Source organism: Lacticaseibacillus sp. 30, assembly GCF_053819265.1.
Genome location: NZ_JBSOQX010000004.1, coordinates 43,149 through 56,457 on the forward strand (window position 1 = coordinate 43,149; position 13,309 = coordinate 56,457).

15 protein-coding genes are annotated in these 13,309 nt (G+C 46.3%); 3 read left to right on the plus strand and 12 right to left on the minus strand.

The window, feature by feature from the left end:
* Positions 1 to 18 precede the first annotated feature (18 nt).
* From ACWPAB_RS03785 to ACWPAB_RS03800, 4 genes are read right to left on the minus strand one after another with little or no spacing between them, the layout of a single operon-like run.
* Entirely contained in the window at positions 19 to 870 is an 852-nt protein-coding gene (locus tag ACWPAB_RS03785; protein WP_003568992.1) for a PTS system mannose/fructose/sorbose family transporter subunit IID, read from the minus strand.
* Positions 863 to 1,672: a PTS mannose/fructose/sorbose/N-acetylgalactosamine transporter subunit IIC gene (locus tag ACWPAB_RS03790; RefSeq protein WP_003563386.1), complete on the minus strand. Its 810-nt coding sequence runs from the start codon at positions 1,670 to 1,672 to the stop codon at positions 863 to 865. Before ACWPAB_RS03790 ends, ACWPAB_RS03785 begins: the two co-directional genes overlap by 8 nt.
* 42 nt (positions 1,673 to 1,714) lie before the next feature.
* Positions 1,715 to 2,206 carry a PTS system mannose/fructose/N-acetylgalactosamine-transporter subunit IIB gene (locus tag ACWPAB_RS03795; protein ID WP_003577723.1) on the minus strand — a complete coding sequence of 164 codons (492 nt, stop codon included), beginning with the start codon at positions 2,204 to 2,206 and terminating at the stop codon, positions 1,715 to 1,717.
* 51 nt (positions 2,207 to 2,257) lie between these two features.
* The gene (locus ACWPAB_RS03800; protein ID WP_016381805.1) at positions 2,258 to 3,265 is read right to left on the minus strand and encodes a LacI family DNA-binding transcriptional regulator; all 1,008 of its coding nucleotides are present in this window, start codon (positions 3,263 to 3,265) and stop codon (positions 2,258 to 2,260) included.
* A 240-nt stretch (positions 3,266 to 3,505) separates the two neighbouring features.
* Here ACWPAB_RS03800 and ACWPAB_RS03805 point away from each other — a divergent pair, with 240 nt between their 5' ends.
* From ACWPAB_RS03805 to ACWPAB_RS03815, 3 genes are all read left to right on the plus strand, one after another.
* Complete coding sequence (locus ACWPAB_RS03805) at positions 3,506 to 3,775, plus strand: type II toxin-antitoxin system RelE/ParE family toxin (protein WP_003563382.1); 270 nt, start codon at positions 3,506 to 3,508, stop codon at positions 3,773 to 3,775.
* A 316-nt stretch (positions 3,776 to 4,091) separates the two neighbouring features.
* On the plus strand, positions 4,092 to 4,910 hold the full coding sequence (locus tag ACWPAB_RS03810; RefSeq protein ID WP_011674103.1) for a Cof-type HAD-IIB family hydrolase: 819 nt from the start codon (positions 4,092 to 4,094) through the stop codon (positions 4,908 to 4,910).
* A 363-nt stretch (positions 4,911 to 5,273) separates the two neighbouring features.
* Complete coding sequence (locus ACWPAB_RS03815; protein ID WP_003573580.1) at positions 5,274 to 6,644, plus strand: FAD-dependent oxidoreductase; 1,371 nt, start codon at positions 5,274 to 5,276, stop codon at positions 6,642 to 6,644.
* Positions 6,645 to 6,804: 160 nt separating this feature from the next.
* On the opposite strand, the gene ACWPAB_RS03820 is transcribed toward ACWPAB_RS03815, so the two are convergent.
* The 8 genes from ACWPAB_RS03820 to ACWPAB_RS03855 form a co-directional block, all read right to left on the minus strand.
* Positions 6,805 to 7,494, minus strand: a complete 690-nt coding sequence (locus ACWPAB_RS03820) for an ABC transporter ATP-binding protein (protein ID WP_003577719.1) — start codon at positions 7,492 to 7,494, stop codon at positions 6,805 to 6,807.
* Between the two features lie 4 nt (positions 7,495 to 7,498).
* Positions 7,499 to 8,560 (minus strand): ABC transporter permease, encoded by a 1,062-nt coding sequence (locus tag ACWPAB_RS03825; RefSeq protein ID WP_003563374.1) that lies wholly within the window; start codon positions 8,558 to 8,560, stop codon positions 7,499 to 7,501.
* A gap of 4 nt (positions 8,561 to 8,564) precedes the next feature.
* Positions 8,565 to 9,068 (minus strand): TetR/AcrR family transcriptional regulator, encoded by a 504-nt coding sequence (locus tag ACWPAB_RS03830; RefSeq protein WP_003577716.1) that lies wholly within the window; start codon positions 9,066 to 9,068, stop codon positions 8,565 to 8,567.
* A 250-nt stretch (positions 9,069 to 9,318) separates the two neighbouring features.
* On the minus strand, positions 9,319 to 9,945 hold the full coding sequence (locus tag ACWPAB_RS03835; protein WP_003577713.1) for a flavodoxin: 627 nt from the start codon (positions 9,943 to 9,945) through the stop codon (positions 9,319 to 9,321).
* Positions 9,946 to 10,057: 112 nt separating this feature from the next.
* Complete coding sequence (locus ACWPAB_RS03840) at positions 10,058 to 10,801, minus strand: SDR family oxidoreductase (protein ID WP_003563368.1); 744 nt, start codon at positions 10,799 to 10,801, stop codon at positions 10,058 to 10,060.
* A 538-nt stretch (positions 10,802 to 11,339) separates the two neighbouring features.
* Positions 11,340 to 12,104, minus strand: coding sequence for a GH25 family lysozyme (locus ACWPAB_RS03845; RefSeq protein ID WP_003577710.1), 765 nt, complete (start codon positions 12,102 to 12,104; stop codon positions 11,340 to 11,342).
* Positions 12,105 to 12,114: 10 nt separating this feature from the next.
* A complete protein-coding gene (locus ACWPAB_RS03850; RefSeq protein ID WP_003577708.1) occupies positions 12,115 to 12,267 on the minus strand; it encodes a YvrJ family protein in 153 nt (50 codons plus the stop codon).
* Positions 12,268 to 12,434: 167 nt separating this feature from the next.
* On the minus strand, positions 12,435 to 12,965 hold the full coding sequence (locus ACWPAB_RS03855) for a hypothetical protein (protein ID WP_003577706.1): 531 nt from the start codon (positions 12,963 to 12,965) through the stop codon (positions 12,435 to 12,437).
* Between the last annotated feature and the right edge of the window lie 344 nt (positions 12,966 to 13,309).

Consider the following 13,309-nt stretch of genomic DNA (forward strand, 5'->3'; position numbering starts at 1 on the left):
CTCAATCTTTCATCATGATTACTTTGTTGGTTCAATCCCGAGAATACCAAAGAAGGAACCTACGAGTGCAATGGCTAAAATTAGGACAATGACACGATTAGGCGTCCATTTTTTCGAACCGAGCAACTTGTAAACCATCCAGGCAACCAAGGCAGGCAGCAAGGCAGGCATGATTTTGTCAAGAATACCTGTCTGCATCGCTAACTTAACTTTGCCAAACTGGAATTGTAGTGGTGTGTAAACTTTAACAACCGTTGCAATCAATGTACCGACAACGGTAATCCCCATCACGGAAGCAGCTTCTGTGAAAGCACTCAATTGGTTAGCCATGGTCGTAACCAGCTTAACCCCAGAATCATAACCGATGTCAAACAGCTTAATTCGAACCCAGAACAGCAAAATATCAACGAGAATCCAGATAATTGCACCTAGTGGATTGCCTTGGAGGGCCATATAACCGGCAATAGAACCCATGATCGTCGGTAACAGAATCCAGATGATCGTGTCACCAACGCCGGCAAATGGGCCCATCAGCGATGTCTTCAACGCCTGAACCGCATCTTTGGACTTAATGCCATCACGTTCTTCCATGGCCAGCGTTGCCCCTAAGATCATGCCAGCCATTGCAGTGGTCGTATTGAAGTATTTAAAATGATTGTCCAAAGCAGCGACATACTCATCATCATCGGGATAAATTTTCCGCAGAACCTTTGAAAATGCCCAAACAACGGATGGCCCCTGCTGCGTTTCGTAGTTAAAATTGTTGACGCCCATGGCCATGTAACGAAGGATGGCACTGTGTCGTTCTTTTTTAGTCAGCTTAGGTTGTGTCGCACTCGGCTGGTTGGTTGTTTGCTGTACATCACTCATCGTAATCGTCTCCTTCGTCATCATCATCTGAAGCATCAGCACCATTAGCTGTCGCCGCTTCCTTCTTCTTAGAAGCACTGATCAGGTTCTGATAGGTGTAAATTGCTAGTGCCAAACCAATGATCGCAACGCCAAGAATCGGCACTTTCAGATAAGCTGACATAACGAAACCGATCATAAGAACCCAGATATACTTCTTCAAAGGCATGTAATGCATCAGCATCCCAATACCAACAACTGGCAACATGCTACCTGCGATTGTCAAACCATTTGTAAGCCACTTAGGAATGATCTTGAGCAAGGCACTGATGGCAGAAGGTCCAACTGTGACAATCAAGATCATGGGAATAAAGTTCTTGAGGGCGAAGAACAACGGTCCAAGCCAGTTAATCATCCGCATTTTATTAAATTCTTTGGCATGCGCATATGCTTGTGCCTTGTGAGCAATGAAGTTGTTGACGATTTTAATTAAAACATCCAGTTGAATCGTCAACAGCCCGACTGGCAGTCCAACGGCAACCGCGGCTCCCAATCCTGCGCCTGTCCGGGCTGACAAATAGATCCCAACGATGGTAGCTAAGCCGTAGTCAGGCACAGATGCGCCACCTAGGCCGGCAACCCCTAAACTCATTAATTGGAAAGTCCCGGCAATGGTCATGGCTGTCGGTAAATCACCCATAATCAATCCGGCAAAAAGTCCGACCGTCACCGGCCAGTAGTTCATAATCGTGATACCTTGATTATCAAGCGTTGCGTATGATGCCAAGAAAATGATCAGGATATCTTGCAAAATATGTGGCATGATGTTTCCTCCTCGCGCGTTCTTCAGCCAAGAACTCGCTGATTATTTAATGTCTTTGCCTGCAATGGCCTTATCAAATGGTTCGGGTGAATCAGCGGGTACATAGCGAATGTTCACAGGGACGCCGCGCTTTTCGAGTTCTTTAAAATCAGCAACTTCTTGTTGATTAACGGAAACAAATTTGCTGATCTGTGTCCGTCCGTCTTCTGCAAAAATGATACCGATATCGACACGCGGAATTTCGATGCCAGCGTCCAACAATTTCAACATGGTGCTGGGCTCCTTTGCGATAACGAATACCCGTTGGGCGTCATACTTACCAGCTTTAAAATTCGTCAAAGCTTTTTCAGTGTCGATGATGGACATTCCTGTGCCGGCTGGTTTGCTCAACCGCATGCTAGCTTTCACGTCTTCATCCTGACTAACAGCATCATCAATGACCATATAGCGCTTCGGCTGCACCTCAGCAGCCCATTGATTGACAACGATGCCATGAACTAAACGTTGATCTAATCGTGCTAATACGACTGTCATATTAATTTCCTCCATATTTTTGGTATTGATACCAATTTTGCTCAAAAAAGATTAAACCGACTGACGAACAACAACAGAAAGCGGTAAAACGACTTGTCTGGCTTCAACCGTTTTTTCTTCCAAGTCATCAGCGACCATATTAGCAATACGATCACCGATCTCATGTACTGGTTGATGAATGGTTGTTAACGGCCGCGCAACCACCTGACTCAGCGGTTGATCATCAAAGCCAAGAACAGCAAGTTCTTCAGGCACCTTCAATTGCATGGTCTGCGCTTCAGCAATCATGCCAGCGGCTGCTTGATCCGAGCCGGCGATCACAGCATCAGGACGATGCTTCATGACCATGATGCGCTGAAGAACATCTTGACCATCAGCAATGGTTCCAACATCTGTAAACTGCCATTCCACCGCTGGCTCCAAGTCGAATTCACGCAATGCCCGAAGATAGCCACGATAACGATCACTATTCAAATCTTCAAGTTTGTCATTGTATCGAATAGCTTGCTGCCCGGTGCAAAATGCTAGCTTGCGATAACCACGATTCAAGAGATATTTAGTACCCGCATACATACCGCCTTCCTGATCGGCACGCACCATCAAAACCTCAGGATCGGCAACGTATTCATTACAAATACCAATCAAACCGTATTGCCGATACTGCTTAATCAAATCCCAGTCATTCTCAATTGCGCACATAATCACAGCATCAACCTGGTTCGTCTTGAGAAATTCCAAGGCATTCAGTTCGTGACTTTTCTGACCGAATGTTTGCACAATGACTGTCTTATAGGATCGCTCATCGGCAGTGCGTTCAATCGCTGCAACGAGTTCTGAAAAAAACGGGTTCGTAATGTAAGGAACCGTCACGGCAAGCGTCTGCGAGCCAGAACCACGCATTTGTCGAGCAGCTTGAAGCGGTGTGTAACCCAACTTCGCCATGGCATCGGCAACCAGGGCCGCTTTGCGCGGTGAAACATGTGGTTTGTGGTTAATGATCCGTGATACCGTTGAAACCGAAACCCCGGCTAACTTTGCCACTTCTGAAATCGTTGCCATTTTTCGCCGCTCCTCCGCATCTCCTTGATTACATGAATAATATAGCGCTTTCAGATTTCTTGTCAACGCTTTTTTGGTATCGATTTCAAAAACAAGCCAAATCAATTTTGTGAATTTCTTTTTAAAAGTGTGACATGACGTTAACCAATCCTTCACAAGTCACCACTGTCTTTGATAAAAATATTTTTCCATTGTTGTTCGTTGCGGTACGCTTAAGAAAACAAGAAAGGCAGGTCCATCATGCCCCACTACCAACTCACACAACAATCACGCTTCAAAAAGCACCTCAAGCAACTCCTCCAAGCTGGCCGCTTTACTCAGAACGACTTTGAACAAGTCACCAACTACCTGAAAACCGGCGACCCGCTGCCGGAAAAATACGACGATCATGTCATCAAAAGTCGCAAACCTGATCGCGCTTTGTTCATTAAAGGCAGCTGGTTGCTGATCTATCGGGTAGAAGATTTGACGGTACGGTTGCTGGATGTGGGGCGTCATGGTGACATTTGACGTTATTTTGTTCTGCTAGCTGAAGGAGACCGCTTCGGACAACACTAGTAATAGAACAACTGTTAAGACGACAATCCTTCATACTAATATGTGATTGGCATACAGTACAAAATACCATTCGATGATCACTGCGGATTTGTCACTCGCATTATTAACGGTCGTTCGAACGGACTGGCGACTTTCTTTGTTAAGGAAGTCGTTTTTATGTCTAACCATTGTAAGTAACGCTTATCCACCGCTTCCCAACGTTTATCTTTCACATTGTCCCCTCCCACCCCGCTGTGCTAAGCTGGCATGAGGAAGGGGTGTGACTGCCATGTACCGTTTGATTGCGGTTGATTTGGATGACACATTATTAAATTCACATAAGCAGCTGTCACCCGCTACAATTAGCGGTTTGAAGACGGCGATTGCTGCCGGTATCAAGGTTGTGCCGTGTACCGGCCGGCCCTTGCCTGGTGTCCATGCGACACTGGAGGCGTTGGGACTGGAAGGTGACGATCAATACGTTATTGTTCAAGGCGGCGGTGTGGTGCAGAGCGCGAGTGGCAAAATCATTGCTGAAAAGTTTCTGAATCATCAGGATTACCAAGACTTTTCGACTTTTGCGGCTTCGGTCGCTAGCAACGGCATTGACAGCAACGTCTTGACGCCAGCCGGAGAGGTTTATACGGCAGATCGCAATATCAGTCGTTACACCGTTTTACAAGCATGGGAAAATACGGCCGGTATTAAGGTCCGTGAACCGCAAGAAATGCCAGAAGACTTCGTGATTGCAAAGGGCATGTTACTGGGAGAACCAGATAAGCTTGCCGCGATTCAACCCCAAGCTGAAACTGAATTTGGCAATCGTTTTACCGTCATTCGCAGTATGCCATTTATGCTGGAAATCATGCCCCATGGCGTCGATAAGGGCTGGGGCCTAGCGCAACTCACGCAACACCTCGGATTTTCAGCAGACGATGTCATTGCGTTTGGCGATGAACATAACGATCTCGATATGTTCGATTTCGCCGGGACAAGTGTTGCTATGGCTAACGGCCAGGACATTGTCAAAAAACGTGCTGATTTTATTACAGCAAGCAATGATGAAGATGGCGTGGTGAAGGCACTTAAGCACTTCGCGATTATCTAACCGTCAGGACGCCATGAGATTTCAATAAGCAAATGAATGGTCGCTGCAACTGAGATATTGAATCTTAGTGCAGCGGCTTTTTTCATGTCTTTGTGAACCATCAACGAGATTGCTTTTGACTGGGTAAAAATGTTCTACAAAAAAACGTGCGCGATGCCACCTTTTTGAACATGATAGTTGCCACGATCCCTGTTAGGCAGCGTCGTGGCCAAAGCTCATCTGCATAAAGTTAGCCGTCTCTAAAAATAAATTGTTCAATAATTAATTGTCGTCTATCATTGACTATAGATTGGAACTATTCTAATATAGAGATAGAGCCGATGACGAAAAGTCGCGGTTACTACATAATTAGGAGGAATTTTTGTGGACAAGCCAAAGATCATTGTTGTAGGGGCATCACACGGCGGTCACCAAAGCGTCTTAGAACTGTTGCATCGTTATCCAGATGCAGACATTACGATGTTTGAAGCAGGTGATTTTGTTTCGTTCATGTCCTGCGGGATGGAACTATTCTTAGAAAATCAAGTAACCGATGTGAATGATGTTCGGAATTTTCGTCCAGACGATTTGATCAAGCGCGGCGCACATGTGTTAAACAACCATGAAGTGACGGCAATCAATGCTGATGTGAAATCCGTCACCGTTCGCGACACGAAGAACGGCACGACGCAGGATTATCCTTATGACAAATTAATTCTGAGTTCAGGCGTTCGCCCGAATTCCTTACCAGTGCCAGGCAACGATTTGAAGAATGTCTTCTTGATGCGTGGCTACGATTGGGCCACCAACATCAAGGCCAAGTTAGAAGATCCGGCGGTTAAGCACGTCACCATCATCGGTGCCGGTTATATCGGGATTGAAGCGGCTGAAGCCAGTCGTAAAGCTGGTAAACAAGTAACGTTGTTGGATATGATTGATCGCCCACTGGGTACCTATCTGGATCCAGAAATGACCGACATTCTGGCCAAGGAACTCACTGATAAAGGTGTTGAGCTCAAGCTTGGTGTCAAGATCGAAGCCTTCACAGGCGATGAAGCTGTTAGCGCCGTCAAAACGGATGCCGGTGACGTTAAAACCGATCTCGTGATTCAAGCAGCGGGTATCAAGCCAGCAACGGAATGGCTCAAGGGCACCGTTAACCTTGATAAACGCGGCTTCATCAACACCGATCCTTATCTGCGGACCAATTTGCCAGACGTTTATGCTATCGGTGATGCCACTTTGGTTTACTCAATTCCAGCACAACAAAAGGTGCCGATTGCCTTGGCAACCGTTGCGCGACGTGAAGCCCGTTACCTTGCCGAAAACATTTTTGCAGAAAATCCAGCACGGCCATTCAAGGGCGTCGTTGGTTCCAGTGCGTTGAGCGTTTTCGACTACCATTTTGCAGCTAGCGGCCTGAACACCTTCACAGCTAAACGGGCTGACGTTAACGTGCATACCGCTTTCTACACCGATTCACTGCGGCCAGACTATGTGCCAGAAGCTAACGGCAATCCACAGGTTTGCGTCAACTTAGTCTTTGACCCGCAAACTCATCGACTGTTAGGCGGTGCAGTATTGTCCACTTACGACGTGACTGCACAAGGCAACGTCTTGGCACTCGCCGTTCAACAACAATTAAGCCTTGAAGACTTGGCTGAAGCCGACTTCTTCTTCCAGCCAGGTTTTGATCGTCAATGGAGCTTGCTGAACTTGGCTGCGCAACACGCTTTAGGCGAACCGCGATTCTAATTACTTTTAAAAAGACATTAGGCAAATGATGTCTTCATTTCAATCAGCCAGATAAACGATTAAGCTTCAAAAAGAGCCCTCTTGTGTCAGAATTCTGACACAAGAGGGCTCTTTAAGCATCTACCGCGTTAATCATACTGTAGCAACCAGTTGTTTTTCACTATGCTGCGTTGGAAGTGTCACCTTCGCTTAACTGACCATCCAACAAAGTAAACGTGCGATCCGCAAACTTTTCTAAGCGAACATCATGGGTGACAACAACAATTGCCTTACCACGCTTATGTGCCAGATCAGCTAGCAGCTGTCCGACAACTGCCACACGCGGACTATCCAATGCGGCGGTTGGTTCGTCGGCCAACACGATGGCTGGATCGGGATACAAGGCTCGTGCAATTGCTACCCGTTGTGTTTGGCCGCCGGATAAGGAAGCCGGATATTGATTAACTAGGTCACCAATACCGAGATCATCCAGCAATTGATCAAGTTCCTCATGACTGAGGTTGTTTTTTGGCTTAATCTTGTCGACTAAAGTGAACTGCTCGCCAACCGTCAAATATGGGACGAGGTTGTATGACTGAAGAACAAATCCGATCTTATCCAACCGCAATGCATCACGCGCCTTGCCGGATAACTTATCAAGCTCCTGTCCGGCGGTTGTCACGACCCCTGATGTTGGGGTTTGAATGCCACCTGCAATGGTCAAAAACGTACTTTTTCCTGAACCAGACGGCCCAAGCACCAGCGAAAGACTGCCGGGTTCGGCACTGAAGCTAACGTCTTTGAGGACTTCGACATCGCTGGTAGGCGTTTTAAAATTTTTAATGATGTGTTGTAATTCGATAGCTGACATACAATCAACCTCCAATGGCTGTGACAGGATCAACTTTAAGAATCGTCCGGACTGGGACAATTGCACCGAGTAAGCCGGTGAGCAAAATGCCAATAACAACTGCGATGCTTAAACCGGCGGAGAAAATCATCGGCACACCCAGAGGCATGAACCGCGCTGTAACTGCCGTCAGCACCCCACCGAGGATCAGACCGAATGACACAAGCATGAGTGCTTGCGCAATGGTCGTTTTAACGAGGGTCCGCGCCGGTACACCTTGTGCCCGTAAAACGGCGTAGTTAGGAATCTTCTGCATGGTCAAAATGTACAGGAAGACCGCGATGACAATCAGCGAAATCACAAATAGAAAACCAATCATGAACGCAAACGTGCTATTTTGGGCTGAATAACCCGGCAGCTTCTGGATAAATGTATCCGCTGTATAGGTTTTCAAATCGCTGTTGTTAACTTTAAAATCAGCCGACTTGGAAATAATGCCGCTAGCCGTAAAAGTATCCGGCAAGTTGTGCAGTTTTCGCCATGTCGCCATGGTGCCGTAGACAACCGGGGCGACACTCATTTTGGCATTTTCCGTGAAACCGACGATGGTATATTGCTGGCCGTTTGTGGTTAGCCGCACCTTGTCGCCAAGCTTGTAGCCTTCATTTTTAAATTGTGTATCCACGACAATTTGATTGTCACTTTGCACGCGATGACCGCTCACCAGCTGCATGTCCTTGCCGATGTACTGATTCCAATCAAGCCCGACCATCGTTGAACGAATTTCCGAGTGCTTGCTGCTGGTCGCAACCGCGCCGATTGTACCGACATAGGCTTGCGACTTGCCTAGCTTAATCGCTTTTGTCTGCTCTGACGTCAGCAGCGACTGGCTCAAATTGATATCCGAGTCCTTTGCCAATACCACCTTCGATGTGTCCCAGGACTCGATTGCTTGCGTATTCTGCTGGGCAAGCCCATTAGCCAACGCACTGAGAATAAATACAAGGTAAGTCACCAGCAAAATCATACCGATGATCAAGCCATAGCGTAATTTTTCATGCCAGATTTCTTTTAATGAAAGATACATTGTTTCACTCCTTAACTTGCAGCTGAGAAAGTGCTGCCTTCAAATGTGCCAAAATCAAGGTCGCGTCAGCCGGATCAGCCAGTACCTCAGAAATCGCACTGTGGCATAACGACGCGACAGCCCAGTCGGTTGCATCTGCGGGAACTTGTGGCCGGGCCACATTCACCAGCCCGCTATTTTTAGTGAAATGCAAGCGGATGAAATCCCGGTCACGACTCTCACTAGCCTCATGCAGAAAATCAGCTGTTGCCGTATATGGATCTTGCCGCATGGTCGGACCCGTGATACCCGCATGCAACCGCCCGATCACCCGTCCAAAGGCATAGCGATAGGCGTCATCTAGATCCGTGAAGTACTTATAAAAAGCACCGCGGGCAATATCAGCCTGCTTCACGATGCGCGCCACCTGCGCCTGCGCTAACGGATATTGAGAAAATTCTGTGATGAGTGCAGCTAAGACCCGTTGTTGTTTAGCTGCATCTAGATGTTGAAAAGTAGTAGATGCCATGATTGCCCCCTGTGGTGACACGGTGTCACTAATTGATAATTTGTAGTTTATACGGAAAGTGACACCGTGTCAACATATTTTGCACAATCTTTTTGTGAATTTTTATTGAAATGGTCATTTTTAACTTCTAAATCAAATAGCCAGCAAAAAAACCGCCTCTTTGAACCAATAGGCGGTTTCTGCTTTATTTTTCTGTGTCCGATGCAAAGGAACTTTGTACACCAATAGTATATGCTTGCTCGTTCTCTCTTTAATCGAACTTAATACCTTTTAGCCATTGATCCACTAATCTGTTGCGATCAGATTGTTCATCATTTGTGATTCCCAATGGCTGATGATAACTTGGCTGTGCCTGCAATCGCTTCATTGTGGTGAATGCCTCTTTCGGCGAGCTGCTCCCGCTTGTAAAAAATGGCGCTATGTGTATCCCTGATTGAAACTGGTGTTGGCGGAAAAGCTGTTGCATGGGCAAAGACAAGTTTCCGTACCACACTGGTGACCCAACGAAAATGGTTTTATATTGATGCCAATCAATGTCAGCTGTCTTCAATTGGGGTAATTGGTTTTGCCTAATCTCCTTTTTCACCTCAGCGGTTGTTGCTGAATAGGTCGTTGGATATGATTTTTCTGTCTGAATTGCCACAATATCACCACCAACGCGGTGATGAATCGACTCTGCAACCTGTTTTGTGTGCGATGTTAACGAATAATACACGACTAATGATCGACCAAAATTATTGTTACTCGTCATTTTCTTCACTGCTTTTGTTGAAGGCATCTCGGAAGACTTGCCATTAGAAATCTTTCCCCTTTGATTACCACAACCCGTCAATTCGACCGCAACTAGCAATAAAATCACAAATAATATTTTCTTCATGAAAATCGACACTCCATTTTGCACTTCTGCCAACCCTACCAAGCAAGACAAATACGGATCTGCTGTTAAAAATACTCAAAGCCGTTTTTAAGGGGGAAAGTCATCTATGATACTACCAAGGTTGAATTGTAGGTCCCACTGTAAGCTCACTAACGTTTGTGTCTTCGGGCATATCAATTGCAAATTCAACAACCTTAGCAATTCGATCAGGCGTAATTTCGTAAGTATCGTAAGTTTTCTTCAGCTCTTGGGCACTAGCTTCGTCAGTAATCGTATTTAACAACTCAGTTTTAATGGCCGCTGGATAGATAGTGGCAGTCCGGATATGACTGCCTTCTTGTGCCGATTCCATTCGTAACACTTCCATAAGCTCACGCACTGCCCACTTTGTTGCCCCGTAAACCGCATTATCTGGGTAGGCTTTAAGACCGGCTACTGAACTCGTTGCAATAAAGTGTCCCGATCGTTGCGCTTTAAAAAATGGTAGGGCTGCTGCAATCCCGTTCAAAACGCCCTTTAAGTTAACATCGACAATTTGATTCCACTCATTTGTTTTTAGAGCGGAAAGTGGTGAACTGGGCATTAAGCCAGCATTAAGAAACATCACATCAATACCACCGAATGTTTTTTTAGCAAGCTGAACAAGATTTTTACTGTCCTCTGGTTTGACAACATCGGTTACTTGATAAATTGATTGGCCCCCTTGATTTCTAATTTCATCAGTCAGTTTTTCTAACTTCTCTTTACGGCGAGCACCAAGAACAACCTTGGCTCCTCGACTCGCGAGCAATTTAGCAGTTTCAGCACCGATACCACTAGATGCACCTGTAATCACAACAACTTTGTCTTTTATCATAAGCGTTCTCCTTTGCTATCCGCCTAGTTTTGTTTCGTCTACTAAAGATTTGACCAAAAACACTCAGCTTCCGTTGAATCAGCATCAAGGAAACAACCGCGGTATTATTTCTCAAGCACATGACTATGAGGTCCTAGCTCGCTGGATGTTATCTTCAGCATAAGTACTCTATCTCCTACTGTCTAATGCTTTTATTTAATATCGAACTATAACAAATTAACATGAGAGGAAATCGCATTAAAAAACATCGTTCATTTATACTCACAGTTAGCCACTACCACTCATCGTCTAAATTAAAAGTTTCTCGTTAAATTCATGAGTAAATTTCAACTGACTGAACGTTTTAATAAGCATTAAAGATCGTTATAAAAATTTGTTATTTTTTTGGCATTTCTTATACCCGACTTTGCTCTCCGTAATTGTATTCGTCATTAGACTTTAGATATGTTAACAGAAGTCTTTATGGGACATTCATACCACAAAAAGAGTTGTCCTTCTGCAAGTAGCCGAAAGACAACTCTCGTTTTCACTTCAAACCTTATTCCACCCGCAGCTGATCCCCAGGGTGAATCACACTCAAAATCGTCTTGCCATTCAATGCAGCCAGCTTGTCCATGTCATGTCCGTACTGGTGCGCAATCGCCCACCAGCTCTCCCCTGGCTGCACGGTATGAAACCGAATCGTTGGCACGCGCGCGACACCACCGTTGAGTGTGCCAGTGAGACGCGTCGTATAGTGACCAAAAAAGTCGTAACTCATATCAACACCTAGCCCTTGAAAGTTATTCGTGAACTGCCATGTGCCGACATTATCAACGCCCGGTTGATTCACGCCGTAACTGGCAAGCCACAGATTTTTCGGAATCAAGGCAACCCGATCAAAGCGCCGCGCGGTCAGCCAACTGGCCATGGTATATAGATCCGTGTGAGGATATCCGATCGCTTTGACAGTTTGGAGAAAAACATTCGTCACCCCCGTCAACTCACCAGATAAACCCGGATCCTCCACATCTGCTGCCATTACCGACTCGGTTGACAAACCTAAAGCCTTGGCTGTGGTTCCGAAGAACCGTCCTTCCGCCACGGCATCAGCGCTGTTGTGATAATGCGCGTAATGATAACCATGCACCTGCATCCCCATTCGCCGACCTGCCGCCAATTGCGCTGCGGCCTTAGGATTGCGGTAGGTGGTGCCTTCCGTCAGCTTTACCACCACCGCCTTCACCCCAACATCCGCCAGCTTGCGAAACCAGCTGTCCGATTCCGGCTGCCAACTACTCACATCTGCCATTAATATCGCCATCTCGCCCCTCCTACAACCTGTCCTTGGCATCCAACTTTGTCATGAATTTCTCAATACTCGTAATCAGGACATCCAACCGCCGCTCAATCCGCGTCAGTAAAAACACGGCAATCACAACGCCAACCGCCTGATCTAAGACATACGTCAATAATTCCTTATCCATTTTTTATTCCTCCTAAAAAGTGAGCGGTCTTCAACGCGCTTAGCAGCCGGCTTATAAGCGGCCTTTGGCGTCATGACCGCTCTTTGGTCATTGTGGCCGAGGTCCTTATGTTCAGGTTTTTGCAACTGAGAGCGCGTTAGTCACTGCTCACCGAAAACGCACGATCATTATCCGACCACCTGCCGATACTTGGCCTGCAACTGCTTACGTATCTTCAAAACTCGTTGCCGACTAATCTGTAATCGACCTGCGATGCCAGCATCTGACAAGTCAGCCAATCGCAAGCCCAAAACTGTTCGCTCCATAGGCGTCAAAATAGCCGCGAGTCGTTGCAGCTGACCATCCCATTCCAGCGATGTCTGCACATTCAAAACAGTGCTGGCAAAAGTCGTTTTCTGCAATAAAGTGATATTGCTTGGCAACCGCTCAATCACGCTTCGCTGCCGGTTTTTCTGCATTCGCTGCATCAACGTCAGATAAACAAAATGCCATGCCAGCTTATTAAACTTGCGAATGGCGGCCTCATCCGTCAATGGATCGCAATATCGGTTGAAGTAGTTGAGGTACACCAACATCCCATCATCACGCCAATCCTGAAAATCACTTCGATCACGCCGAATCCCCAACTGCGCCAAAGCTGCATACACCACCCCTTGATGTGCGAGATACAATGCAAATCCTGCCTCCTCCTGTGCCATCTCCTAATCCCATCCGGCGCCTAGTGTCTTTCGATATCGATGGGTTTAGTTTATGCGGGCAGCGAGTTAGTTGTCGTGATCGCAATCAAGTAACCAAAACGCTGACCAATCAAAGCGATATGTCTGCACTAGCGCAGAATCCCCAAAAGATCGCTTAACCATTAGCGCGCGACACGATAATTGCGGAGGAAAAAAACATCAAAAAACGCGATCGGCCAAAATCTTCCTATCGCGCATCCACCAGTATCGTATTGATCGTCAAGTCAGCCTGAAAACCACGAAATTTCACAGTTGTTAATTAATGTTACATAAGAGATAGATAAACATTTGAAAAAAGCGTACAT